General features: G+C 70.6%; 20 protein-coding genes and 4 pseudogenes. 15 read left to right on the plus strand and 9 right to left on the minus strand.

Annotated features, from left to right (window positions below; translation table 11 throughout):
- The first annotated feature begins 2 nt into the window (after positions 1-2).
- The 5 genes and pseudogenes from KM933_RS20820 (at position 3) to KM933_RS20840 (ending at position 5,883) form a co-directional block, all read left to right on the plus strand.
- A complete protein-coding gene (locus tag KM933_RS20820) occupies positions 3-1,133 on the plus strand; it encodes an FAD-dependent oxidoreductase (RefSeq protein ID WP_221354346.1) in 1,131 nt (376 codons plus the stop codon).
- The gene (locus tag KM933_RS20825) at positions 1,130-2,200 is read left to right on the plus strand and encodes an amidohydrolase family protein (RefSeq protein ID WP_221354348.1); all 1,071 of its coding nucleotides are present in this window, start codon (positions 1,130-1,132) and stop codon (positions 2,198-2,200) included. Before KM933_RS20820 ends, KM933_RS20825 begins: the two co-directional genes overlap by 4 nt.
- Positions 2,197-3,135, plus strand: coding sequence for a VOC family protein (locus tag KM933_RS20830; RefSeq protein WP_221354350.1), 939 nt, complete (start codon positions 2,197-2,199; stop codon positions 3,133-3,135). Before KM933_RS20825 ends, KM933_RS20830 begins: the two co-directional genes overlap by 4 nt.
- Before the next feature lie 1,028 nt (positions 3,136-4,163).
- Entirely contained in the window at positions 4,164-5,135 is a 972-nt protein-coding gene (locus KM933_RS20835; RefSeq protein WP_221354352.1) for a fumarylacetoacetate hydrolase family protein, read from the plus strand.
- Positions 5,132-5,883, plus strand: a pseudogene (locus KM933_RS20840) (SDR family NAD(P)-dependent oxidoreductase). The gene KM933_RS20835 and the pseudogene KM933_RS20840 overlap by 4 nt, the downstream one beginning before the upstream one ends.
- 1,009 nt (positions 5,884-6,892) lie before the next feature.
- On the opposite strand, the gene KM933_RS20845 reads toward KM933_RS20840, so the two are convergent.
- Positions 6,893-8,146, minus strand: coding sequence for a poly(ethylene terephthalate) hydrolase family protein (locus KM933_RS20845; protein ID WP_221354354.1), 1,254 nt, complete (start codon positions 8,144-8,146; stop codon positions 6,893-6,895).
- A 383-nt stretch (positions 8,147-8,529) separates the two neighbouring features.
- Between KM933_RS20845 and KM933_RS20850 the strand changes: the two are divergent.
- Positions 8,530-9,180, plus strand: a pseudogene (locus tag KM933_RS20850) (IS630 family transposase); the annotation flags it as partial.
- A gap of 175 nt (positions 9,181-9,355) precedes the next feature.
- On the opposite strand, the gene KM933_RS20855 reads toward KM933_RS20850, so the two are convergent.
- Entirely contained in the window at positions 9,356-9,676 is a 321-nt protein-coding gene (locus KM933_RS20855) for a hypothetical protein (protein ID WP_221354358.1), read from the minus strand.
- 93 nt (positions 9,677-9,769) lie between these two features.
- On the opposite strand from KM933_RS20855, the gene KM933_RS20860 reads away from it, so the two are divergent.
- Positions 9,770-9,955, plus strand: coding sequence for an ester cyclase (locus KM933_RS20860; protein ID WP_308013481.1), 186 nt, complete (start codon positions 9,770-9,772; stop codon positions 9,953-9,955).
- Between the two features lie 406 nt (positions 9,956-10,361).
- Entirely contained in the window at positions 10,362-10,637 is a 276-nt protein-coding gene (locus KM933_RS20865; protein ID WP_221354360.1) for a hypothetical protein, read from the plus strand.
- A 50-nt stretch (positions 10,638-10,687) separates the two neighbouring features.
- Here the strand turns inward: KM933_RS20865 and KM933_RS20870 are convergent, their stop codons facing one another.
- A complete protein-coding gene (locus tag KM933_RS20870; RefSeq protein ID WP_221354362.1) occupies positions 10,688-11,308 on the minus strand; it encodes an NAD(P)H-dependent oxidoreductase in 621 nt (206 codons plus the stop codon).
- A gap of 118 nt (positions 11,309-11,426) precedes the next feature.
- Positions 11,427-12,266, minus strand: a complete 840-nt coding sequence (locus KM933_RS20875; protein ID WP_221354364.1) for an NmrA family NAD(P)-binding protein — start codon at positions 12,264-12,266, stop codon at positions 11,427-11,429.
- A gap of 81 nt (positions 12,267-12,347) precedes the next feature.
- Between KM933_RS20875 and KM933_RS20880 the strand changes: the two genes are divergently transcribed.
- The 4 genes and pseudogenes from KM933_RS20880 to KM933_RS20895 form a co-directional block, all read left to right on the plus strand.
- Complete coding sequence (locus tag KM933_RS20880; protein WP_221354366.1) at positions 12,348-13,292, plus strand: AraC family transcriptional regulator; 945 nt, start codon at positions 12,348-12,350, stop codon at positions 13,290-13,292.
- A gap of 747 nt (positions 13,293-14,039) precedes the next feature.
- Positions 14,040-15,479 (plus strand): family 43 glycosylhydrolase, encoded by a 1,440-nt coding sequence (locus tag KM933_RS20885; protein WP_221354368.1) that lies wholly within the window; start codon positions 14,040-14,042, stop codon positions 15,477-15,479.
- A gap of 242 nt (positions 15,480-15,721) precedes the next feature.
- On the plus strand, positions 15,722-16,117 hold the full coding sequence (locus KM933_RS20890; RefSeq protein ID WP_221354370.1) for a hypothetical protein: 396 nt from the start codon (positions 15,722-15,724) through the stop codon (positions 16,115-16,117).
- Between the two features lie 173 nt (positions 16,118-16,290).
- Positions 16,291-16,716 (plus strand): annotated as a pseudogene (locus KM933_RS20895) (ricin-type beta-trefoil lectin domain protein); the annotation flags it as partial.
- Here KM933_RS20895 and KM933_RS39505 read toward each other — a convergent pair.
- From KM933_RS39505 to KM933_RS20910, 4 genes and pseudogenes are all read right to left on the minus strand, one after another.
- Positions 16,713-16,904 (minus strand): annotated as a pseudogene (locus tag KM933_RS39505) (IS630 family transposase); the annotation flags it as partial. The pseudogenes KM933_RS20895 and KM933_RS39505 sit on opposite strands and share 4 nt — an antisense overlap.
- A gap of 245 nt (positions 16,905-17,149) precedes the next feature.
- Positions 17,150-17,896, minus strand: coding sequence for an SDR family oxidoreductase (locus KM933_RS20900; protein ID WP_221354419.1), 747 nt, complete (start codon positions 17,894-17,896; stop codon positions 17,150-17,152).
- Positions 17,897-17,974: 78 nt separating this feature from the next.
- Positions 17,975-19,045: an aldo/keto reductase gene (locus tag KM933_RS20905; protein WP_221354372.1), complete on the minus strand. Its 1,071-nt coding sequence runs from the start codon at positions 19,043-19,045 to the stop codon at positions 17,975-17,977.
- A 69-nt stretch (positions 19,046-19,114) separates the two neighbouring features.
- Positions 19,115-19,840, minus strand: a complete 726-nt coding sequence (locus KM933_RS20910; RefSeq protein WP_221354374.1) for an SDR family oxidoreductase — start codon at positions 19,838-19,840, stop codon at positions 19,115-19,117.
- Positions 19,841-19,978: 138 nt separating this feature from the next.
- On the opposite strand from KM933_RS20910, the gene KM933_RS20915 reads away from it, so the two are divergent.
- Positions 19,979-20,566, plus strand: a complete 588-nt coding sequence (locus KM933_RS20915) for a TetR/AcrR family transcriptional regulator (protein WP_221354376.1) — start codon at positions 19,979-19,981, stop codon at positions 20,564-20,566.
- 62 nt (positions 20,567-20,628) lie between these two features.
- On the opposite strand, the gene KM933_RS20920 is transcribed toward KM933_RS20915, so the two are convergent.
- Positions 20,629-21,117 carry a type I-E CRISPR-associated protein Cse1/CasA gene (locus KM933_RS20920; protein ID WP_308013482.1) on the minus strand — a complete coding sequence of 163 codons (489 nt, stop codon included), beginning with the start codon at positions 21,115-21,117 and terminating at the stop codon, positions 20,629-20,631.
- Between the two features lie 324 nt (positions 21,118-21,441).
- On the opposite strand from KM933_RS20920, the gene KM933_RS20925 reads away from it, so the two are divergent.
- Both KM933_RS20925 and KM933_RS20930 read left to right on the plus strand, forming a co-directional pair.
- Entirely contained in the window at positions 21,442-23,610 is a 2,169-nt protein-coding gene (locus tag KM933_RS20925; RefSeq protein WP_221354378.1) for a hypothetical protein, read from the plus strand.
- A gap of 5 nt (positions 23,611-23,615) precedes the next feature.
- Positions 23,616-25,238, plus strand: a complete 1,623-nt coding sequence (locus KM933_RS20930; protein WP_221354380.1) for a type 1 periplasmic-binding domain-containing protein — start codon at positions 23,616-23,618, stop codon at positions 25,236-25,238.
- Positions 25,239-25,346 lie beyond the last annotated feature (108 nt).

Genomic DNA, 25,346 nt, shown 5'->3' on the forward strand with positions numbered 1-25,346 from the left:
CCATGAGCACAGCCCGTACGGTCCTGGTGATCGGCGGCGGCGCGGCCGGCAACGCCGTGACGATCCTGCTGCGCCGCGCCGGAGTCGTCGTCGACCTGGTCGAGGCCAGGGACGACTGGAACGCCACCGCCGGCTCCGGCATCACCCTCCAGGGCAACGCCCTGCGCGTGCTGCGCGAACTCGGTGTCTGGGAGCAGGTGAAGGCATCCGGCTTCGGCTTCGGCTCGGTCGGCATCACCGCCCCTGACGGCACCGTCCTGCACGTCCAGGACGACCTGCGCACCGGCGGCGACGACCTTCCCGCCACCGTCGGTATGCAGCGCCCGCAGCTCCAGCAGATCCTCATCGAGGCCGTGCGGGCCAGTGACGCGTCGGTCCGGCTGGGCACCACCGCCGAGATCCTGGGCCAGGACGACGACGGCGTCTCCGTGCGGTTCAGCGACGGCGGCGAAGGCCGCTACGACCTGGTCATCGCCGCCGACGGCCTGGGCTCCGACACGCGGGCGGCGATCGGCATCACGGCGGAGCCCGAGCCCACCGGCATGGCCATCTGGCGCGTCGCCGCACCCCGGCCCGCCGGTGTGACCCGTACCGACCTCGCCTACGGCGGACCGGCTTACATCTGCGGCTACTGCCCCACCAGCCCCACCACTCTCTACGCCTATGTGGTCGAGGCCAACCGCGACCGCGCCTCCATACCCCCGCAGTCGTACGCCGACGAGATGCGCCGCCTGGCCTCCGCCTACGGGGGCTTCTGGCCGCAGATCACCGAGCACATCACCGACCCGGCGCAGGTCAACTACACCTGGTTCGACCGGCTGCTGATCGAGGGCTCCTGGCACCGCGGCCGGGTCGTGCTCATCGGTGACGCCGCGCACTGCTGCCCGCCCACCCTCGCCCAGGGTGCCGCGATGTCGATGGAGGACGCCTGGGTTCTGGCGCAGACGCTGACCGCCGCGGACACCTGGGACGACGCACTGCTCCAGGCGTACTACGAGCGGCGGATCACCCGCGTGCGGCCGGTGGTGGAGGCGTCGGTACAGATCGGGCAGTGGCAGCTCGACGGAGTACGCGACGCCGACGTGCCCGGACTGATGGCCCGCACCATGACCATGCTCCGGGAGCTGCCGTGACCGCCCTCCCGTCGCCCGGCCACCGACCCCCGTCCGGCGCTGACGCGCGCCCCTGCCCTACCGTCGACGTGCACGCCCACATCCTGCTCCCCGAGATCGAGGCGCTCGTGGCCGGCCTGCCGGGCCACGACGCAGCCAGGGAGCTGGATGTTCGGCGCAACGGCCCCGAAGCCCTCGCCGTCAGCGGTCCCATGGTCCGCAAGCGCATTCCGGAACTGACCGACGTCGCCGCACGCCTGGAGTCGATGGACGTCCGCGGCGTGGACGTCCAGCTGGTCAGTCCCTCCCCCTCCCACTACCACTACTGGGCCGGCGCGGAGACGGCCGAGAAGGTGTACCGGCTCGCGGGCGAGGCGACGGCCGCGCACTGCGCGAAGGCACCCGACCGGCTGCACGGGCTCGGCCTCGTACCGCTCCAGCACCCGGATCTGGCGGTCCGCGCCCTCGATCACGCCCTGGAGCAGGGACTGGCCGGGGTGGAGATCTCCAGCCACGCCCCCGGCCGGGAGCTCTCGGACCCGGCGTACGAGCCCTTCTGGTCCCGCGCCGAGGAGGCCGGCGCGGTCGTCTTCCTGCATCCCTTCGGCTGCACGCTCGACGAGCGCCTGGACCGGTGGTACCTGTCCAACACCGTCGGCCAGCCCACCGAGAACGCCGTCGCCCTCTCCCACCTCATCTTCTCCGGCGTGCTCGACCGCCATCCGGGCCTGAAGGTGCTCGCGGCCCACGGCGGTGGCTACCTGCCCACCCACATCGGCCGCTCCGACCACGCCTGGGCCACCCGCTCCGACGCGGGAGCCGGCTGCGCGCACCCGCCCAGCAGCTACCTGAAGCGCCTGTACTTCGACTCCCTCGTCCACGACCCGCACGTCCTGCGGGAGCTGGTCCGCGTCGCCGGCGCCGACCGCGTCCTGCTCGGCTCGGACTTCCCCTTCGACATGGGCACCGAGGACCCGGTCGGCGCCCTGCGCGCCGCCGGTCTGGCCGACACCGACTTCGACGCCGTACGCGGCGCGAACGCCGCCGCCCTGCTCAACCTCGCCCCCGCCTCCAGGAGGACCTCATGAGCGCACGCCTGCTCACCCACCTGCGCCACGTCGACCTCGCCGTGCCCGACTACGACAAGCAGCTCGACTTCTACGCCGGCGTCTGGGGCCTGACCAAGGTCGCCGAGGACTCCGGTGTCTCCTTCCTGGCCGCCGAGGGCTCCCCGGAGCAGTACGTCGTACGGCTGCGCGAGGCCGAGGAGAAGCGCCTCGACCTCGTCTCCTACGGCGCCGCGTCCGCCGCCGACGTCGACACCCTCGCCGAACGGCTGCTCGCCGGCGGAGTCCAGCTGATCTCGCAGCCGGGCAAGGTCGACACCCCCGGCGGCGGCTACGGCTTCCGCTTCTTCGACGTCGACGGCCGCACCATCGAGGTCTCCGCCGACGTCGCGGCCAGGCAGCACCGCAAGATCGAGGAGAAGGAAGCCATCCCGGTCAAGCTCTCCCACGTCGTGCTCAACTCCCCCGACCTGAACCGCACCCGCGAGTGGTACGAGCGCCACCTCGGCTTCGCGCTCTCGGACACGCTCAGCTCGCCGCACATGGGCGAGGTCATGCACTTCATGCGGATCAGCAGCCGGCACCACTCGATGGCGCTGGCCAAGGGCCCGCACACCGCGCTGCACCACATCTCCTTCGAGATGCGCGGCATCGACGAGTACATGCGCGGCTCCGGCCGGGTGATGCGCGCCGGATTCAAGAAGGTCTGGGGCCCGGGCCGCCACATGGCGGGCGACAACACCTTCACCTACTTCCTGGACCCGCACGGCAACACCGTCGAGTACACCACCGAGCTGGAGAACCTGGACGAGGACACCTGGCACCCGCACGTCTACGACTTCTCGCAGCCCGAGGTCACCGACCAGTGGGGCACCGCCAACCCCATGAACGAACTCATCGCGAAGGAATCGTTCAACGACCCCGACCGCGGCGTGTTCATCGCCCCGCCGGTCTGATCCGTCCTTCTCGCACCGGGGAGGCGGCAGTGGTGTCCACGCCCTGACTCGTGCCGCCGCGTCCCCGGCCCCTCCCACCCCTGCCCCCCACGCGGCTCCGCATCAACGACGATCGAAGGAACCCCCGGTGCCCCCTCGCACGGCCCCGCCGTCCCGCCGCCGGTCTGCAGACCGGCGGCGCGGCCGCCACCGTCCTGGCGATCACCCCGCCGGCCGCAGTGGCACCCCGCGCCGCGTCACGGAAGGAATCCCGCACGAAGAACCGCACGGTGGTGCATCTGCTGGACACGGCGGGCGGCACCCCGCCATGCGGCGAGCGCACGGGCCCTGCCTCCACCGTGACCGTCGGCGGCGACACCTGCCTGGTGGACTGCGGTCGGGGCGCGGTGCCCCAGTACCTGCGGGCGGGGCTGTCCGTACCGCCGCAGCCCGGCCTCGGCGGCACGGTGCGCGGAATGCGCCGAGCGGGCTCACCGGTGTCGACACTCCCCGCCTCCCCCGGGGTCCGGGGCCGAGCGACACGGTTGTTGCGGGTCCCGTCACCCGGACCGGCGCGGTGGTGACCGTCCTGGAGACCGGCACCGTGAAGATGACGGCGACCAGGATTCCGCGCGGCACCATGTCCCCTTCCCCCGTACCGGTTCGACACCGCGGACGGCTCCGTCGTCCTCCGCGCGACACCGGACGCAGCAACCGGCTCATCGCCCTGGCCCCCGACTGCGACCTGCTGGTCCACGAGGCCGTCGACGCCGCGCGGTTCGAGAAGCAGGGTCGGCCCACCGCCCTCGCCGAGCACATGCGCGAGATCCACACCGGCGTCGCCGAGGTGGGCCGGGGCGCCGCGGGGGCGCGCCAGGTGGCCCTCAGGCACCCCACACCGGCCGACCCGACCCAGTCCCCCGACGGCAAGTGGGCCACAGCGGCCCGCGTCTCCGCCCGGGCGGCCCACTACCAGGGGTCGCGTCACCGTAGGCCACGGCCTCATGCTCATCCCCCTCGACGGATCACCCTCCACCAGGAGCTTCACCATGCGTTTCGCCGCTTACGAACACCGGCACAGCCCCCGGGTGGCCGTCGTGCAGGACGACGTCATTCTCTTCCCGCTGCCAGGCGTCACCTCGCTCACCGCGCTCCTCGCCGAGGTTGACGGCCTGCCCGGGCTGCTCACCGCCGGCCGGGCGGCACTCGACCTCCCGCCCGGTCCGCACGTCTCCGAGGTACGGCTGCTGCCTCCGATCCGGCCCGCGTCGATACGGGACTTCGTCACCTTCGAGGAGCACGTCGAAGGAGTGCGCCGCGCCGTGGAGGGGACCGCCGGCGTTCCCGAGCAGTGGTACACGGCGCCGACCTTCTACTTCACCAATCCGCACGCGCTCTACGGCCACCGGGACGGCATCCCGGTGCCGCCCGGTTCGGACGTACTGGACTTCGAGCTGGAGGTGGGCGCGGTGATCGGCAGGGAGGGCCGGGACCTCACTCCCCAACAAGCCCGCGACCACATCGTCGGCTACACCGTGTTCAACGACTGGTCCGCGCGCGACCTGCAGGGTGCGGAAATGAAGGTCGGCCTCGGCCCCTGCAAGGGCAAGGACACCGCCACCACCCTCGGCCCCTGCCTGGTCACCGCGGACGAACTGGAGCACTACCGGGACGCCGACGGTTTCCTGCGCCTGGCCCTGAGCGCCGAGGTCAACGCCGAGAAGGTCGGCGAGGACCTGCTGTCCAACATGAGCTGGACCTTCGAGGAGATGACCGCCTACGCCTCCCGTGGTACCCGCGTCGTACCGGGCGACGTCCTGGGCTCGGGCACCTGCGGCAACGGCGGCTGCCTGGCCGAACTGTGGGGCAGGCGCGGCGAGCAGAACCCGCCACCGCTCAGGCCCGGCGACACCGTCACCCTCACGGTGGAGGGCATCGGCACCCTGACGAACACCGTCGTCCCCGGTCCGGAGCCCGTCCCCCTGCCTGCCGGCCGGCGCCGCAGCCGGGAGCGGCCGTGAGTGACCTGCCCCCCAAGAGGCTGCTCGGCAAGGTCGTCGTCACCGGCGCCGCCCGCGGGCAGGGCGCCGCCGAGGCCGAGGCCCTGGCCCGCGAGGGCGCCCGGGTCATTGCCACCGACGTGACCCCCGCGGGTTGCCGCCGCCCGGACGTCAGCAGCGACGAGCAACGGGCGGAGTTGGCTGCCGAGTTGCGGGAGACGTACGGGCAGGTCCACGGCCTGGTGAACAACGCGGGCGTCACCTGGCGCGCCCGGGTCGGTGACGTCCGGGCCGAGGACTTCGAGCGGGTGCACTCGGTCAACGTGACCGGTCCGCTGCTCGGCATCCAGCGCCTGAGCCCGCTGATGCCGCCGGGCTCCTCGATCGTCAACGTCGGCTCCTCGGCCGCGCTCACCGCCCATTACCCGGTCGCCCACACCGCGAGCAAGTGAGGGCTGCGCGGCCTGCCGAAGACCGCCGCGCTCGAACTCGGCCCCCGTGGCATCCGGGTGAACACCGTCCATCCCGGATACATCGAGACGCAGATGACGGCCTGCGCCGCGCCCGCCTCCCGTGCGGCCGACCTCCGGGAGACCCCGCTGGGCCGCACCGGCACCGTCGACGAGGTGGCGCCCTTGGTCGTCTTCATGCTCTCGGACGAGGCGTCGTTCTCACCGGTGCCGAGATTCCCGTGGACGGCGGTCTGACAGCGCACGGCGGGGTCAAGTCGGTGTCCGACGCCCTGCTCGCGGCCGAGGCCGGCCGATGAAGCGGCTCGACGCCCAGGTGGCCCTGATCTCCGGCCCCGCCCGCGGTCAGGGCCGGGCGGCGACCTTGCGCTCGCCGCCGAGGGCACGCCGGCCGTCGGCCGTCGGCGGGGGCCTGCTGCACGAGGAGGCTCTGGGACCCAGCACCTGGTCGCCCGCGAGGGCGGCACGATCATCACGCCCGGTCCCCCGGACGTCACCGGCGAGGACTCCGTGCGGTCGTGGACCGGGACGGCCGTGGACCGGGACGGCCGTGGACGTGTTCGGCGGCGCCGACATCGTCCACGCCGACGCCGGGGCCGTCCGCTTCGGCGCGATCGGTTCCCAGCCCTACGAGGACTTCGCGATCACCATGCGCGCCGAATTCGTCTCGCCGCGGCTGCGTACTGGCCGCCGGTCTGACCGGCTCGCTCACCGACCCGCGCACCGCGCACGCGGTGTCCAAGAACGCACTGATCGCGCCGAGCAGGCAGCCCGCCTCGGCGGGCACCCCGTACGGCGCATGCGCCAACTGCGTCAGCCCCGCGACGACCGACACCGATGGCTCGCGCGCCGACCCGCTCGCCGACGCCCACCGATGCGCGCCGCCGGCCGTCACATCCCGCTCGGCCGGGCCGGGCTTCCCGGCGACGTGGTCGACGCCGCCCTCTTCCCGGCCTCAGAGAAGGCCGCCTGCTCACCGGTGCCCACCTCGTCGTCGACTGCGGATGGCCTACCGCTCTGCCCGGCATCCCCACCTGAAAGGACACCCGCACGTGAACAAGGTCTGCGGCAGTGCCGCCGAGGCGCACAGCGCGATCGGCGACATCCCGCCCCACGAGCACGAGACCAACCACTACGTTCAACACCAGCCTCAACCGGCGGCTGGAGTCAACCCACAGGACCTCCACCGATCCCGGACCTGTTCCTTCTCCACGCGTCACGGGTCCGCCGGCCTCACGGGTCCGCCGACGGCTCGGAGATGACGGTGGAGGCACCGGCGGGGGACGCCGGTGCCTCCACCGTCCACGTTCACCAGTTCTTGTACCGCCTCTCGCCGAGGTCGCAGAAGGTGCAGTCGGAGCGCAGGAAGTCCTGCGTACCGCGGAACTCCTCGTCGGCCAGGTGCCACCGCAGCCAGGCGGTGATGACGTGCTGCCCGTTGCGGGTGGCGGCGATGTGGTCGGTGCCGTTCAGGACGGTGAACCACACCGGCACATCGGTGCCGGCGTAGTCACGCTCCACGTTGGGGGTCGCGAAGTCGGCGTCGCCGCCGATGTAGAGGGCGGGGTTGCGGAGGTTGTCCGGCCCGTTGCCGTCGAAGGAGCCGCCGGCCACGTGGATCGTGGTCTCCAGGCGCGGCTCGTCCGCCACGTCGAAGGTGCCGATCGAGCCGCGGGAGTGGCCGCCGAAGGCCACTTCGGAGATGTCGATGTCCTGGTACAGCGGACTGCCCGGGCTCGCGTTCCGGTCCTCGATCCAGTCCAGGGCGTCGACCATGTAGTCGCCGCTGCTGGAGGAGACCTCGCTGTAGACGACGAACCCGTGCGAGGCCCACTGGCGCAGCATGTCCTCGTAGGCGGCCGGGTCGGAGCCCGCGCCGGGGCCCCAGACGAGGACCGGGTGCTTCACGCCGTCCTGGCCGGCGTTCGCCGGATGCACCAGCCATCCGTCGTCGCCGGGCCCGGCGGTCGTGTCGATGGTCACCGCGTACGGGCCCGGCGCGGTCACGTCGGTGACCGGGGGCAGCGTCCCGCCCGGCGGATCGGTCGGTCCGCCGCCCTCCGCGCGGACGAGGACGTCATCCACGGTCAGCGTCTCCAGCGCGCTGCCGGCGTCCAGCGAGAAGCGGAGCCGCACGGTGCGGCCGTCGACCGACGGGGGCAGGGAGAACGACGCCGCGCCCGAGGCGGTGCGTGAGGACTCGAGCGTGGTGAACGCGCCGCCGTCGACCGAGTAGGCGACCGTGAACGCCTCACCGGGGTCGAGCCCGGACGCCGTCCGGGTGTACGACACCGAGATGCCGCTGTAGCCGGCCAGGGTGATGGGCGCGGAGGTGAGGGACGCGTCGGTGAGCAGCGAGCCGCTCAGCCGGGCCGCCCCCGTGGAGGTGCTGACCGAACCAGTGGGTACGAAGGTCCCGAGTCCGGCGGAGAAGTTCTCGGCGTAGACCTGGGTGACGGCGGAGGCGGGGCCGGGGAGTGCACCGGCGAGCCCCATGGCGACGAGGCCGGCGGTGGCCGCGCCGAGCAGGCGCGAACGCCGCAGACCGAAGCGGGATGACATGGATGATCCCTTCTGACCGCGCCAGCCGCCCATAGCGGTGGCGGTGCGTCGTCGTGCCGGGCGCACGGGCATGTCCGGTGCTTCCCGGCTCCGGAGATCGTGCGAGAGTCGGACCATGCCGATTCAAGCGGGGCCCGCGGCAACGGGAATCGGCGAAATCACCGGCGCCGACCCGGTCCCGACCGGACCGGCGCAACACAGCACAGCACGGCACGGTCGCAGCGGTGATCACGCCCGTCACGGCGACCGGAGCGGCCGTGCGGCCGGCACCCGACACCTGGCCACCGGCGCCTGGCCACCGGCGTCTGACTCCTGACGTAGGGCGCCTTCCGGAGGTGCCGGTGCTGCGCCGTGGGCGCGACGCCAGTGTCCTGCGCCAGTAGTTGCTCGTTAGTAGGTGTGTGACTACTGCTGCTGCTGGTGCGTCAGTTCCTCGTCGGGGTCCGAAGTTGGAGCCGTTGTTGTTGTCCGTGGAGGAGCGGGCGGAGTTGGAGCGGTGGTCGCGTCGGGTGACGTCGGCTCAGGCCCTGGCCTTGCGGGCGCGGATTGTCTTGGCGTGTGCGGGGCCTGAGGTGCCGCCGATCGTGGTGGTCGCCCGGGATCTGCGGGTGGCCGCGGACACGGTCCGCAAGTGGCGGCGGCGCTTCCTCGCCGAGCGGCTGGACGGGCTGGTCGATGAGCCAAGGCCGGGCCGGCCGCCCACCATCAGCGTCGACCAGGTGGAGGCAGTGGTGGTCACCACGCTGGAACAACTGCCGAAGAACGCCACCCACTGGTCCAGGAAATCGATGGCCCAGCACAGCGGCCTGTCGAAGTCGACCGTGGGCCGGATCTGGCGGCAGTTCCAGCTCAGGCCGCATCTGGCAGACACATTCAAGCTATCGACGGACCCGCTGTTCGTGGAGAAGGTCTACGACGTGGTGGGCCTGCATTTCAACCCGCCCGAGGGCGCGGTGGTGCTCTCGGTGGACGAGAAGTCCCAGATCCAAGCCCTGGACCCTTCGGCATCTGCTGACCTGCGGTTTCGACCCGGCGAAGCATGAGGGTTGTCACCAGGGCAGCACGCTGTCCGTCACCAGCAGCGCGCAAAGCAGGATCGGTCGCCCGCTCCGGCGCCCCGCCAGTCGCGTGAGGCACCGGGCAGCCCGGCGGACAGGAACTGGATCAGAACCTGTGCGGTCGGGCCATGACAGAAGCTGCTTCAACCGGTCACAGACCGGGGACGTCCCTGGCCCTCCTGAGCACCGAGTCGAATGCCTCCACCACGACGTTGTGCCGCCTCGCGTGCTCCGCCCGGTCCGTCGGCACCAGTCGCGCGGCGGTCTGCACGGCGTAGTCGTCCGGATCGCCGAAGGCGGTCTCCGGGTCCTCTCTCGTCTCCGCGCAGTGCGCTGTGACATCCTTGACCGCCTGGAGCACAACTGCTCGGTCCACGCCCGGCTGCGTGGCCAGTCGTACCTGGAAACGAGCCATCCACCTTTCGCGCTCCTTCTCCCCCGTCGCGTCCCTCGTCTTGTCCTTGTTCGCCACGTGCTCTCCCCGATGATCGGCGGCCGTTCGTCATAGAGCTGGACGTTGGCGCATCAAGATGGGTTCCCGAAGCGAGAATCCGATGGGTCTCAGGTGACTGCCGCGGGAGCCTCACCAGCTCTGTTCGGCGCGATCGCACCGAACGGGCAGCCGATGCGACTCGAACTGATCAATCACTTCCGCTTCGACGAGAACGGCCGGCTGGCCGAGGAATGGGTCCAGTACGACAACCTCGGCTTTCTCCGTCAGCTCGGCGTCGACCTCGCTGAAGGGCACTGACGGACACCCCGGCGGCCGTCTCGCCGGGAGTGTTCGGTCAACGGTGGATCTGATGATCAAGGAGGCGCCGGATGAGCGAGACCTGGACGGGCACCGAGGCCGTGGAGGAGCCGATCGTCGTATCGGCAGCGGAGGCGGCGACGGACGACCAGCCGACCGGGATGCTGGTCGAGCGGGCCCGGTCCGAAGGCCCGCGGCAGCCCACCGGCGCCGGTGGGCTGCCGCAACAGGTGACCGGTCCTCGGTGGACGCTCGACGGATTGCCCCTCATGGCACTCGACGCCCTTATCGCAGTGACGTATCCGGTCGTTTCCAAAGCGGTCGGCGCCTCCCTCGCGGTGGTCGTCCTGCTGACTCTGCCGTCGGCAGCGGCGACCGCTTGCACAGCCTCGTCAGCGCATCGCGTGTGCAGCGCGTGGACTACCAACGTGACCTGCGGGCGAATGAGAGCAACCAAACAGCGTGCAGCACCTACCCCTCGACCGCGAACCGCCCCGACGTCCGGCAGCAGGTGCAGCCACACCACCAGTTCCACGTCTACTGCCAGAAGCAGGGGCAGACCATCGGCGGTAACCCGTACTGGCTGCTGGTGAACGACTACACCGCGCCCGGTACCGGCTGGATCGCGAGCTATTACATCGGCTATCGCGCCAACCGGCTGCCGGACGTCCCCGGCTGCTGATTCCCTCCTCGCCGTGGGAAGGGAAGACCCTGCCGCGGGGAAGGGAGAGGTCACGCGGGCGGTGAACCGGCCCGTACGGCTTCGCCGACGGCGCGCACGGCGCGGGCGACACTCGCCGCCGTGGCGGTGGAGGGGGACTGTTCGGATTCGTGGATGAACACGGTGGCACCACGGCGGCTTCCGACGTAGTCGACGATGCCGTGCTCGATCTGAGTCCGCAGCGCCTCTTCATATCCGTGACGCTCGTATGCGCCGGCGTCGGCGCCCGCGATGAGCAGCAGATGTGTCGTGAGCCGCTGGAGCTTCGGGTGCAGACCCGACGCGGCCGAGTACTCGAAGGCCCAGCCGTTGACGAACACGCGGTCGATCCATCCCTTCAGCAGGGCCGGCATGGACCACCAGTACACCGGAAAGACCAGGACGAGGTCGGTGGCACGCTCGAGACGGCCGTGCTCGCGGGCGACATCGGCCGGGTAGTTGCCGCCCTTGTGGTAGGCGCGGCGGTCCTCCGTGGTGAACCTGGGGTCGAACCGCTCCCGGTGCAGGTCCGCCACCTCGACGGCCCGGGGGCGGAGCTCCGCGGCGAGTCGTTCCGCCACGTGGTGAGTCAGGGAATCGGGGTCCGGGTGTGCGGTGACCACCAGGGTCAGCGCATTGTCATCGGTGCTCACGTCAGTGCTTTCGTCTTCGGCAGGGTGCGGATCGGGGGTCGCTGTGCGAGGCGGCGTCGTCCGTCAGGGGCGCTCGGCGCGCGGGGCCGCGACGGGCGGCTACGACCGGGGTCGCGGTTCACCGCTCGTCCCAGGCGCCCGCCGCGGCCGCCCGGACGACGTACTCCTCGAAGGTCCGGGGCGCCCGCCCCAGCACGGAGGCCAGTTCGTCGGTCGTCCCGGAGAGCAGCCCGCTCTCCATCAGCGCGAACATCGCGGCGATGTCGTCGGCGTCGTGCCGGCTCAGGCCCTGCCCGGTGAGCGACGAGACGTATTCGTCGCGGGTGATCCGGCGGTAGCGGAGGGGCCGCCCGGATGCCCGGGAGATCAGTGCGACGGCTTCGGCGAAGGTGAGGGAGCGGGGACCGCTCAGCTCGTACACCCGCCCGGCGTGCCGGGTGCCTTCGGTCATCACCGCGACCGCGGCATCCGCGAGGTCCTCGACATCGACGAAGGGCTCGGGAACCTCGCCGGCCGGCAGCGCCAGCGTGCCCGCGACCAAGGGCGCGTGGAAGACGTCCTCGTCGAAGTTCTGGGCGAAGTTCGAGGCCCGCAGGACCGTCCACCCCAGTGACGAGCCGCGTACGGCTTCCTCGGCCGACCGCATGTGCCGGCCGAAGGCAGAGCCGCCCCAGCTGTCCGCACCGCGTCCGGAGAGCAGAACCAGCCGCTGTACCCCGGCGGCTGCGGCCCGCACCACGAACTCGTGCACCGGGCCCGGCACGGGCGGGGGTACCACATAGGCCACCTCGACGTCCCGCAGGACGGTGTTCCAGCCGTCGGGCTCGGACCAGTCGAACCGGAGCCGGCTCGACCGGGAGGCGGCGCGTACCGGTGTGCCGTGCAGCCGCAGCCGAGCGGTGATCCTGCGGCCCGTCCTGCCGGTCGCACCGAGGACGAGGTGATTTTCTCGCGTCATGGCCCCTACGGAACACCCACGCGGCGCACGATCACATGGGTGAGGGACCGCGATACCTTTGTGATCGTCTAGCCTGTCGGTGTGGACGTCATGAGTGACCTCTTTGGCGAGGTGCGGGCCCGCGGCTCCCTGTTCGGCAGCTCGACGCTCTCCCCGCCCTGGTCACTGCAGTTCGTGGACGGCGCGCCGCTGACCCTGTGCACCGTCCTCACCGGAGCGGGCTGGATCGTGCCGGAGGGCCATCCCCCCGAGCGCCTCGGTGCCCACGACACGATCGTGGTGCGCGGTCCCACGACCTTCACCTTCGTCGACGAGCCCGGCAGCATGGCCGAGCCGATCGTCTGCGGTGAGCAGTGCGCGACGCCCGAGCAGGGCGGCACCCGGCACCGTCTGGGCTGGCACGATCCCGGCGAAGAGGGCGCCGACGACAGCAGCGCGACGACCCTGGTGGTCGGCGCCTATCCGGTCCGCGGTGCCATCAGCCGACGGCTGACGGACACGCTGCCCGTCGTGCTGCGTGTCGACGCCGCAGACACCGGCGATCCGGTGCTGGACCACCTCGCCGCCGAGGTCGCCCGCGACGAACCCGGGCAGCAGGTCGTGCTCGACCGGCTTCTCGACTGGATGCTGGTCTGCACACTGCGGACCTGGCTGGACAAGCCCGGCGGCCGCCCTCCGGCCTGGTGGACCGCCCAGAAGGACCCGGTGGTCGGCCGAGCGCTGCGTCTCCTGCACGCCGAGCCCGCAGCGCCGTGGACGGTGGGCGAACTGGCCCGGCGTACGGGGGTGTCCCGCTCGACCCTGGCGAAGCGGTTCGCCGGTCTGCTCGGCGAGCCGCCGCTGACCTACCTCACTCGCTGGCGCATGACGCTGGCGGCAGATCTCCTGGTCGAACAGGGATCCTCGACCGTCGCCCACGTCGCCCGTTCCGTCGGCTACACCGATCCGTTCGCGTTCAGCGTGGCGTTCAAGAGGATCCGGGGCACCAACCCGAGCGAGTTCCGCCGCAAGGCCGGGACGTACTGAATGTGCCGTCCGTTCGCAGGGGAAGCGGACGGACGCCGGAGCGCAGCATGAGGTCCGTGCCTGTTCCCGAGGACCTGAGAACTGGGCGCGCCACCCCTTCCACCGCCCGGTGAGCACTACCCGTCAGGCCGGTCGTCCCGCGGTTCCGTCACCCGGTGACGGCCGGCGCACCCGGTCAGAGCGCGCGTAAGGAGGTTTTCTGATGCCTGGGCCCGGGGGTGAGAACGGCGCGCACGCAGCCGTTGTGCACCTCTGCACCCGGACGAGGAGAGCATCCTGGCTCGGACGGCCACAGGAAGTCGCTCTGTGTCCGACGGAGTGAACGTGATTCGAAGTGTCGGGCGAGGAGATGAGCGGTACGCGTGCGCGCGTCAGTCCATTACGCGTGCACGGTGGCGAAGCATCGGACGCGGCCGAGAGCCGGGGACGGGACACGCAACTCGAGCACGTTCTCGAATGCGGCGGCATCTCGTGCGTGCACGGGACCTGACGCGGGGGCGGTGTGGCTTGTAGCCTCCTTACCGCCGACCACCAGAACAAAGTTCGATATACCGAACCCTCGATCGGGGGCAAGTATGGCGCTCACGCTCTCCTGGCTGTGGTCGAAGGTCGTTACGCGCGGGCCGTGCGAATCCCGCGTCACAGCTCCTGCCCCCGACATCGTCTGAGGAGTATCCGGTGCTATTCGCTCATGGACAGAGACCGACGTGGCGGGCTCTGCTGCTCGTCATCGCCTTCGTCACGGCAATGAGTACGAACCTGATCACCCACCACGAAGCCGCGGCCGCACCCGGTCCCTCCTTCACCAACCACGAAGCCGCAGCCGCACCCGGTCCCTCCTTCACCAACCCCGTGGTCGGCGTGCCGAACAGCGCCGATCCGACCCTGGTCCACCACAACGGCTCCTACTACTACGTCGCGACCACCTGGTCCTCTGACGTCGTCATGCGGCGATCGACGACCATCGCCGGCCTGCGCAGCGCCCCTGAGCGGGTGGTCTTCCGCAGCAACGGAACACAGATGTGGGCGCCCCATCTCGAAATGGTCGGCGACCGCTGGTACCTGTACTTCTCGGTGGAGGAGTGCTGCGCGCCCCGCCGGACGCACGTCCTGGAAAGTTCCGGGACCGATCCGCTCGGCCCGTACACCCACCGCGGCATCCTCGACCTCATGCCTGACGACGGATGGGCGATCGACGCGAGCCTGCTGCGTCTCAACGGCGCCCTGTACATGACGTTCTCCGCGTTCTCCCCCCAGGACAACCTGCAGTCCCTCTTCATCGCACCCATGTCCGACCCGTGGGCGGCGAGTGCCCACGGCAGCCGCATCTCGGCTCCGACCCTGCCGTGGGAGCGGCAGGACGGAGCCGTCAACGAAGGGTCCTTCCCCCTGCAGCGCGGTGGTCGTACGTTTCTGACCTACTCGGCCAGCCACTGCAACGGGCCCAACTACAAACTGGGCATGCTGGAATATCAGGGCGGCAACCCGCTGGCCGCCGGCTCCTGGCGGAAGTTCGCCGAACCGATCTTCCAACGCGACGACGCCGCCGGTGTGTTCGGACCGGGGCACCACTCGTTCTTCACCTCCCCGGACGGCTCCGAGACCTGGATCGCCTACCACGCCAACTCCTCGGCGAGCCAGGGCTGCGGCACCACCCGCACCACGCGGGTCCAGAAGATCACCTGGAACGCGGACGGGACGCCGAACCTCGGCGTCCCGGTCTCCACCTCGACCGTTCTGCCGGGCCCCTCGGGAGAGAACGGCGGCCCGTCGGCACCGGTGGCGATCCGCAACCGGCACAGCGGACTGTGCCTGGACGACACGGACTGGGCGACCGTACCCGGAGCGCCGGCACAGCAGTGGACGTGCAACGGCCTGGCGGTCCAGCAGTGGCGCCTGGAACCGCTGGGGGCGGGCTACTACCAGATCAGTAACAGCCACAACGGCCTCTGTCTGGACGACCGGGACTGGGCCACCGCCCCCGGGTCCCCGGTCCAGCAGTGGACCTGCAACGGCCTGGCGGTCCAGCAGTGGCGGCTGAACCCGGTCGAAGGCGGCTATTCCACACTCGTCAACCGGCACAGCGGACTGTGCCTGGACAACTACAACTTCGGCACCGCTCCCGGCGCGGAAGTGCGGCAGTGGACCTGCAACGGCAACAACGCCCAACAGTGGCGCGTCGCCTGACACTTCAACCGAGCTTCTGCGACAGGGCGCCGCCCGGACTCCGTCGGGGCGGCGTTCGTCGAACAGGTGGGAACTGCGCCGAGGTGGACGCCCGGCGCCTGCTGACGTCCTGCTGCAGCGGCGACGGACGGTTGCGTCCTCCGCTCGGGACAACGATGGGCAGCGACGAATCCGATGAACACCGCCACCAGGGCGATGACAGCGGACCAGATGTCCAGCCGTAGCCCGAGGAGGTGGTTCACATGATCGGTGCGGAGTACTTCAATCCACAAACGACCGGAGCAGTAGAGCTCGAAGACGGCGCCGCCCGCGGCCCCGGCGGTCATGTACGGGCTGCCGTTGCCGACCGAGCGGATCCTGCAGTGGCCGTCGGCGCCGGGGACGAGGGTCCACTTCTTGTCCGAAGCCCTGTCGTCCACCCACCGGGCCAGCCGCCGCCCGGACGTCGTCGTACCGGTCCAGACGACGGATTCCGCGCCACGTACGTGTCGGACGGGCTCGGCTGGTACGCCGACGCATTCGGCGCGAAGGCCGTCGACAGCGCCAGCCCAAGACCTGCGGTGGTCACGGTGGCGAAAGTCTTCCGTACCGCCTTCTGCAGCAACCACGGCTCCTCCAGCAACGTGTGCACCGGATGACGGCCGTCCCACCGGTCCCGGACGCACTGGCTGGAATGCCCTGCGAGACAGAGCGAGATGGGTTCCCGCGGTCGCGCACGAGTGCGAGTGCGCTCGTATGGCGTGAGCTGGTTGCTGGAAAGTGTCGGGACGTGACGGTGATGCGTCATCGGCTGGTCAGCGAAAGTGTTTCGCGAGTCGACATCGCCCACACCAACAACACCTCCGCCGCCCGTACCGCGACCCTCAAGGTCAACGGCCAGAACCCGACGGCGGTCTCCTTCCCGCCCACCGGCTCCTCCCAGGGCACGGTCTCCGTCCAGGTCGGCCTCTCCAAGGGTTCCTCGAACACCCTGACTTTCACGAACGCGCCTACCTTGGCGGACATCACGGTCCGCCCGCTGCCAGGCACGAACAGCACCTTGCTCGTCGGGACGGGGTCCGGCCGCTGTCTCGAGGTGTACGACAACACGATCACCAACGGCACCCAGGCCGGGCTGTGGGACTGCAACGGCGGACAGAACCAGCAGTGGACGTACACCTCGCGCAAGGAACTCGTCGTGTACGGCAACAAGTGCCTGGACGCCTACGAGCTCGGCACGACCAACGGAGCGGCGATCCAGGCGCGGATGTCTTTCCCCAGCGCGTGGACGCTCTTGTGGACGCCTTGCCGTATCTGTTTGTCGGTCAGTTCGGCGAACCAGCACTCGACCAGGTCGGGCCAGGACGAGCGGGCGGGTGTGAAGTGCAGGTGGAAGCGGGGACGGGCCAGCAGCCAGGTCTTGATCGCCGGAGTACTGTGGGTCGCGTAGCACTTCACGGGGAAAGGTTCAGTCGGCTGTCTGCGTGGGCCGCGACAATTTCCTGGTGCGAGCATCCTGACGCCGTCGCCGGCGAACTCGATGGCCTCCCACGCAGAACGCTCGGCTGGGAAGCCCCAGCCGAGCGCTTGCATGAGCTGCTCGCGGCCTGATCGACACGACCACGGGTTGCAGCGCCCCCTGAACCGCCGTGGTGGCGGGCCTTATGCCCGTGGCGGGACGGCAGACGAGCTCAGAGCTGGGTTTCGCCGCCGTCCACAGCCAGCTCGATGCCGGTGGTGTACGTGGCATCGAAAGCGAGGAATGTGGCCGCCTCGGCGAACTCTTCGACGGTGCCGTAGCGCTTCATGGGGTTGCTCGCGGTCCGTTCCGCCCTGAACTGGTCGGCGGCCTCTTTGGACAAGTTCATCGTTTCCAGGATCCCCGAGTCGATGGGCCCCGGGCTGACCGCATTGACACGGATTCCCCGCGGAAGCAGCTCGCGGGAGAAGGTGCGGGCCATCGAGCGCAGCGCCGCCTTGCCTGCCGCATAGACGCTGGTGTCCACCATGCCGATGACGTTCGCGATCGAGGTGGTGAGGACGATGCCGGCGTTCGCGCTCAGCAGCGGAGCGAGCTTCTGCACAGTGAAGAAGGCGCCCTTGACGTTGATCGCGAACAGCTCGTCGTACACGTCCTCGGTCGTCGACCCGAGGGGCGTGAGGGGTGAGATGCCCGCGTTGACGAACAAAGCCTCGATCGAGCCGAGCTCGCTCTTTGTACGGCCGGCGAGCATATCCAGGTCGGACAGTGAGGCCACATCCGCCCGGACGGCCATGGCATTCCCGCCGAGCCGCTCGCGTGCCGTGTCGAGCTTGGCCTGAGAACGGCCGGTGATCACCACGCGGGCTCCGCCTTGCACCAGCAGCTCCGCCAGCGCGAGCCCCATGCCGCTGCTGCCACCCGTGATCACCACGTTCTTGTCGCTGTACTTACCCATAACGAGGTTGTTCCGTTCCATCATCAAAAACATGTCGATATATCTGGATGTCGTCGTTCATGAAGCGAACCAGGCGAATCAGCCGAGGGCTTCGATCCTCATGTCGCCTGTGGTGACCGTGCGGATGTGATCGCTGGCGAGCAGGTCGTGCGGATTGCCGAGAGCGACGGCGCTGACCTCGTCGAGGCGGGCCAGCTGGGAAGAAGTGAGGTCGACCTGCAGGGCACCCAGGTTGTCCTCCAGCTGCGCGACGGTGCGGGCGCCGACGACGGGTGCCGTCACGCCCGGGGCGTTCAGGGTCCAGGCCAGTGCGACCTGGGCGGGTGTGCGGCCCAGCTCCGAGGCCACCTCCTTCACCACGTCGGCAATGGCAAGGTTGCGGTCGGTGACCCATCCCAGGGCGACGTTGAGGCTCTTGCGGTTGCTGGCGGTTTCGCCGGCGACGGAGCCCGCCTGGCTCTGGTCCTCCCGGCTGTACTTGCCGGTGAGCACCCCGCCGCCCAGCGGGGAGAAGGGGACCACGCCGAGTCCCATCTCGCGTGCCATCGGCATCAGGTCACGCTCCGCGGTGCGCTCGATCAGGCTGTACTCGGTCTCCAGTGCGACCAGCGGCGACCAGCCGCGCAGGTCGGCGATCGCCTGCATGCGCGACACCTGCCAGGCCGGGGCGCTGGAGATCGCCACGTACAGCACCTTGCCCTGCCTCACCAGGTCGTCCAGGCCCCGCAGGATCTCCTCCACCGGCGTCCTGAAGTCCCATACGTTCACGTAGAGCAGATCGATGCAGTCGGTGTTCAGCTGCCGCAGACTGGCTTCCACCGACGCCAGCATGCTCTTGCGGTGGGTGCCCCCGGAATTCGGGTCACCGGGCTGACGCAGCGTCGAGTACTTCGTCGCCAGCACCATCTTGTCGCGGTCGGTGCGGGCGAATTCGCCGAGCAGCCGCTCGGAGCTGCCGTTGGTGTAGGTGCTGGCGGTGTCGAAGAAGTTGCCGCCGAGCTCGGTGTAGCGGTCGAAGAGCTTGCGCGCCTCGTCGCGCTCGGCGCCCCAGCCCCACTCGGTGCCGAAGGTCGCCGTGCCCAGCGCCAGCGGTGAGACCCGGAGTCCGGAACGGCCCAGCAGCCGATAAGTGTCGAGAGTGAGTGCCATCGTGTTCTCCTGTGAGGTGCGGTTCGTGGCGTTCGAAAGGTGCGGACGGGCGGTCGACTCGCCCGGGTTTCAGGCGCCGAGCCCGTAGCCGCCGGCCACGGTGATGTCCTGGCCGGTGATGTAGCCGGCGGCGTCCGAGGCGAGGAAGGCGACTGCTTCCGCGACCTCCTGGCCGGATCCGAAGCGCTCGAAGGGAATCTTCGAGCGCATGGCGTCCCGGCCGCTCTCGGACACCCCCAGCTTGTTGAGCAGCGGGGTGTCGGTGGCCCCGGGGCTCACGGCGTTGACGCGAATCCTGCGGGGGGCCAGTTCCAGCGCGAGCGAGGGCAGCATGGCCAGCAGCGCGCCGCGTGACGCCGCCCCCACCGTGGCGCCAGGGGTGCCGCGACGGGACCCGATGCCGACGGTCAGCACGATCGAGCCGCCGTCGTTCATGAAAGGAAGGGCCTTTTGGAGGGTGAAGTACTGGCCCTTGAAGTTGAGGTCGGCGTGCTCGTCGAACGATTCCTCCGTCACCTCGGCAACCGGTGCCGGACGGAAGATCCCGGCGTTGAGGAAGAGCAGGTCCAGCGATCCGAACCGCGCCGACACCGCCGACATCAGGGCGTCGGTGTCGGAGAGCACGCGCCCGTCGGATCGGACGACGAGCACGTCGCCGGGGAGCTCGGACTGCGCCCGCGCTAGGGATTCGGGATTCTGTCCGGTGACCGCGACCTGGTAGCCGCGGGCGTGCAGCAGCTCGGCCGTCGCTCTGCCGATCCCGGTCGTCCCCCCGGTGACGAGAGCTGCAGGCATGGCAAACCTTTCGTTGCTGAAGGAACGGGTGAGACCACCCACAATCGGGGAACTCCCCGTTTTCCTCACCGTACACTGAACCGGGGACATCCCCGAATCGTTCCCGAGCCTCATCCGACACTCACGATCGCGAAGGTCATGACACCTCCACGCAGCACCCTGCGCGCCGACGCGCAGCGCAACCGCGAGCAGCTGATCGCCACGGCCGCCGAAGCCTTCGCGTCCGGACGCGCGATCTCGCTGGACGCGATCGCCAAACGCGCGGGAGTGGGGAACGCCACCCTGTACCGGCACTTCCCCACCCGAGAGGATCTGGTCGAAGAGGTCTACCGGGACCAGATCCGCCCCTTGCGCGAAGACGCACGCACCCTGCTGGCCACCAAGCCGCCCGCGCAGGCCCTCCACGCGTGGATGCTCCGATTCGCCGACTGGGCCGGTGAACGGCGCGGCATCTGCGAGGCCCTGGTCGCCATGAGCGCTTCCGGCCGCTTCGGCACCGGACCGGTCTGCGACGAGGTCCAGCAGGTCCTGGCGATGGTGCTCGAGGCCGGCGCCACAGCAGGAGAACTGCGCAGCGACATCGACCCGGTCGAGGTAGGCGGCATCCTCGCCGGTTTGCTCTCCGTGGCCGGCGCACCCGAGCAGCGCCCCCAGCTGAACCGAATGCTGGACGTCGTCGTGGACGGACTCAGGCCCCGCCAAGGGCCCGCCGGAGAAAAGATGTAGACGGGTAGCGCGTTGACCTGCGGCATCAGGCCCAAAACCAACACTTTATCCTCCGGCGGGCCCTAGCGAGCCGGTGCGTGGTAGCGGGTGAGGCGTCGCGCCTGGCCGGTGGCGTGGTCCGGTTCGGGCAGGTCGGCGAGGAGGGTCTCGTACAGGGTGCGGCCCGGTGGGTGGGATGAGAGTGTGGAGCGCAGCGGTCCGGTTCTGGCGCCGCCTTCGCGCTGGCCGTCGACGGCGCGCACGGAGCATTGGCCGGCGGCCCCGTAGCAGTGGTGGTGGATGAGCATGTGCCACAGGGCCTGCTCGCCGGGCACCGGCTGGGGGTCGGTGTCGGTGTGCGGGCTCAGCCAGGCCAGGTTGTCGCCTTCCGGACGGCCGAAGACCAGCTTGTCGACCCCGGCACGCTTCTCGCACCGGGCAGGCAGCCGCGGGTCCTGCAGGAAGGGACGGACAGGGTCGAACAGGTCCCATACGTAGGCGCCGAAGTACCGGTGGACTGTGTCGGCGGGCGCCTGGCGCCGTTCTGCTCCAGCGCGTGCGCGGCCAGGCACGCCGGCCGGCACCCGCGGGGCGCTCCGAATCTGCCGCCGAGGATGAACTCCCGTTCCGGCTGGGCGACGACGCCTTCCGTCGCAGCCACCGCTCGGCTCTGGTCCGCAAGGACCCCACGGTCTACGCGGACGTCTTCCCGGCGGCCCGGACGATCTGCCGCACGTGCGGCCGGCGCCGGACCGGCCCGCGTGGGAACTGCAACCAACTTCCTTTCATGCAGCCCCCGTTGTCCGATCAGACCCTTCCGTGTTCCACTGGATCTTTCCGGCACATCGGTCACGGGTCACCCGCTCCCGGGTGGGCAGGCGCTGCATGGGGGAACCGTGTGTGAAGAACTGGGGTTCGAGAGACTCCTCGACGAGGAGGGCTTCTTCGCCCGGCTGTTCGGGCGGGCCCCGTCGGGGGCGAGCCGGGATCCGCTGTACGGCCCCGACCTGCCCGTCGTGCTGCTCACCGGCGGCCCGGGCATGGGCAAAGGGCGGCTGCTGCGAGCCGTGAGGGACCGTTTCGCCGCCAAGGTGCCGCTGGTCCACCTGGACTGTGCCTCCCCGGTGTACGCGGACCGCGCGGACCCGGAGCCCGGTGCCCGCTCGGGCGCCACCGAGGCCCTGGTCGAGGTCGCCCGTCGACTGCGTACCTGGCAGGGCACGGGCGGCTCGTTCTCCTTCCCGCGGCTCTTCGCCGGTCTCGCCATGACCGCCACCGGCGCCGGGGACGGTACGCCCCAGGACGTGGCGACGGAGGCCGAGCGGTACGAGGACCTCGCCCAGCGGTCACGCCTGCGCGGCCTGGGCGCCGGCGACTTCTGGCGGGGGGTGCTGCACGGCAGCATCCGCAACCTGCTGACCACCCTCTCCGGGCAGGCGTTCGACCCGTACTCGGCGGCCGTCAGCAACGCCCTGCTGGACGCCCTCTTCGAGCGCGCGGCGCCGCGGGGCAAGGCGGAACTCCAGCGGCTCTACGGCGCCTATCCCGGCGCGGCCGGCCAGCCCAGGATCGGACTGCGCATCCTCGCCGCCGACTTCCAGGCCGGCGGCGAGGCACGCGAGGTCGCGGAAGGCTTCCTCTTCCGGGCCCTGCGCGAGGATCTCGAGGCGGCGTACGCCTCCCCCGCCGGCTGGCTGCGCCGGGTCGGCCGCCCGGGCCTGCTGCTGGACCACGCGGAGTCGTCCCTGGGCGAGCAACTGCTGCGCGCCGTCCTCACCGACCGCCGGGGCGGGCAGCACGACCGCGTCGTCATCGTCGGCACGGCACGCCGCGCGGACGGCGGCGCCTTCCTGCACGGCGGCCTGCCGCCCGAGGAGGCGATGTCCCCGGCGGAGTACCGCCCCGCCGACGGCTCTCCGCCGGCCTGGTCCCGTCGTACGGGCGAAGGCGCCGACCGGGCACCGCTCGCCGACGGCGTGCTCCTGCTGCGGATGCCGCTGCTCACCGGCGACCAGCTCCGCCGGGAGACCGTGCGAAGACAGCAGCGCGCCGAGCCTGAGGGCGGCGCCAACCGCCGCCGGATCGACGCCGCCGTGGCCCGGCTGAGCGGGGGCCGGCCCCACACGGTGATCCGCCTCGCAGCAGCAGCCGCCACCTTCCGCATGCCGGCCGACGCCAACGACCGGGACATCCTGGAAGCCCCCTTACGGCTCCCCGGCGACAACGCCCCCGAACGTCCCGTCACGGACGTACTGTTACGGGAACTGATCCTCGGCCAGCTCCCCGTGCGCCTGCCGACCGAGCACCACACGCACTGGCTCGACCTCCTCACCCATCTGTCGGTGGCACACGACACGGAGTGCGCGGACGTGCTGCTCCGCCACCACCAGTCGGGCCACCTCCACCGCCTGACCGCCCACCACGTGGCCCGGCTCCTCACCGACACCGGCTGGCCCACCTGCGAACGCCACTTCATCGGCGATTTCGGCCTCCGCCAGCTCCTCGTGCACCGGCTCTACGGCCTCCGCCCCGAGGGCGCCGCCTGGTACGCCGACCACCACCTGCTCCGCGACCACTACGCGCGGCGCGCGGCAGCGGGAGAGGCCCCCTCGGGCGACGCCTTCCGCACCCTGACCGCGCACCAGATGAACCACCACCTGGTGTCCGGCGGCGCCGACGACGTCGTCACCCACCTCGCCGCCGCCCTCCCCGGCCGCCCCCTCGAGTGGTGCGCCGAGCTGCTGGAGATCGCGCAGGCGCCGTATCCCGGCGGGGCGGACGCCCGGCGGGAGCGTGCCCAGGGTCTGGTGGCGACGGAGGGCACACCGTTGCGCCGCACCGTCGACCAGCTCCTGCACGCGGTGTGGCTGTGCGAGGAGCGGACCAGACCGACCGGCAAGGAGACGGCCCGCACGCTGGCCAAGCTGCTCGACCTGCTCTCGATCATGGATTTCGACGGCGCGAACCGGCTCAGCAGGACGGCGACGGACTGGAGCGCCCTGGCGGAGAACGAACAACCCCTGTTGCGCTGCACCTGCACCGAACAGCTCCGGCGAAGGAGATAACGGGCATGCCGAGATGGAAGAAGATCCTCTACTCGCTGCTGGTCGTGGTGGTGCTCGTCGCGGGCGTCGCACTCACCACCTCCCTCATCCGCAAGCCCGACACCTGCGCCGACGGCGTCGAGCGGATCGACGGCGAGTGCGTCGGCGTCAACGGCGAGGGCTACGACTTCGGCACCCCGGAGATCGCCGACGTGGCCCGGGCCGTCGCCCGGGAGAACCAGAGGATCGAGAAGCAGCCGCACGTCACGGTGGCGATGATGCTGCCGCTCCAGTCGGACCGCGAGGCCCTGCGCCGCCAGATGCGCAGCGACCTGCAGGGCGCGTACCTGGGGCAGCGCCAGGCCAACGCGGGCGAGGGCGAACCCCCCAAGATCCGGCTCGTCCTGGCCAACCCCGGGCACAACTACGGCCGCCAGTCGAAGGTCGTGGACACCTTGCTGCGGATGGCCGCCTCCCCCGAGGACCGGCTGCGCGCGGTCACCGGCTTCAACCTGAGTCTCGCCGACACGGAAGCGGCCGTCCGGCGCCTCACGGAGAACAGGATCCCGGTGCTGGCCGCCCGCATCAGCGGGGACAGGATCGCGAACGAGGACCGGGCGGACGGCATGGCCAAGCTGCGCTTCCCGGGGCTCGCCCGCATCCTCCCCACCAACAACGACGCGGCCCAGGCCCTGGCGGACTACAACGGCGACCGGGGCCGGCAGAACCTCAAGACGGTCCTCGTCTACGACAAACGCCCCGACGGCTACAACGAGTCGCTCGCGAAGGCGTTCAGCCGGATCGAGGAGAAGGGGCCGGCCGGGCCCGCCGCGATGTCCTTCGAGTCCCCGTCCATCGATGAGGCCGGCTCCACCGGCAACCAGTTCACGCAGACCGCCAACAACATCTGCGACTCCGAGGCCGACACGGTGTACTTCGCCGGCCGCACGCTCCATCTGCGTATCTTCGCCCTCAAGCTCGCCCAGGTCGGCTGCAAGGACCGCCACTACACCATCATCAGCGGCTCCGACGCGGCCTCTCTGCGCCAGGACATGAGAGAGAAGGACTGGGAGCGGCTCCGCGGCGACGGCGGCCGGGCGAAGGTGACGGTCCAGTACGCGGCCCCCGCCCACCCCGACGCCTGGACCACGCAACTGACGGCCTGGACGAAGACGTGGACGGCCACTCACCACGGCGCGCCGAAGGCCCGGGACCTCCCGCAGTACCTCACCGAACCGAAGGCGGCCCTGGACACCCTGCGCGGCCAGATCGCGCAGACCCGGCGCGAGGGCATCGAACTCGGCTCCGCCCCGAACCTCGACGACTCCCGCACGATGCTCGTCTACGACGGCCTCATCACCATCGGCAAGGCCCTCCACCAGGCCCAGAAGGGCGGCCCCGAGACGGCGGTCCCCGCCCGCGAGGACGTGGGCCGCCAGTGGTCCCTCCTCCACTCCCGCCATCGCGTCCAGGGCACCAGCGGCCTCATCTGCCTCACGACGGGCGGCAACGCCTACGACAAGCCGGCCGCGATCGTGGAACTCGACCCGGGCCGCCAGGGTGAGGGCAGGCTGAAGTTCGTGGGCCTGGGCTGGCCGACGGGCAGGGAACAGCCGAAGAACTGTGTGATCCCCAGCGACACACCCTGAGGGATGCCGGTGACGCCCACACCGCCTACGGCCTCGGCGACGACGCGATCGCTGCCCTGCGCGCCCGGGCCGTTCATGCGTGCTTGCGGTGCGACGCACGGGTGGCGG

This window comes from Streptomyces beigongshangae (assembly GCF_019710745.1).
In the GTDB taxonomy this organism is placed as follows: Bacteria; Actinomycetota; Actinomycetes; order Streptomycetales; family Streptomycetaceae; genus Streptomyces; species Streptomyces beigongshangae.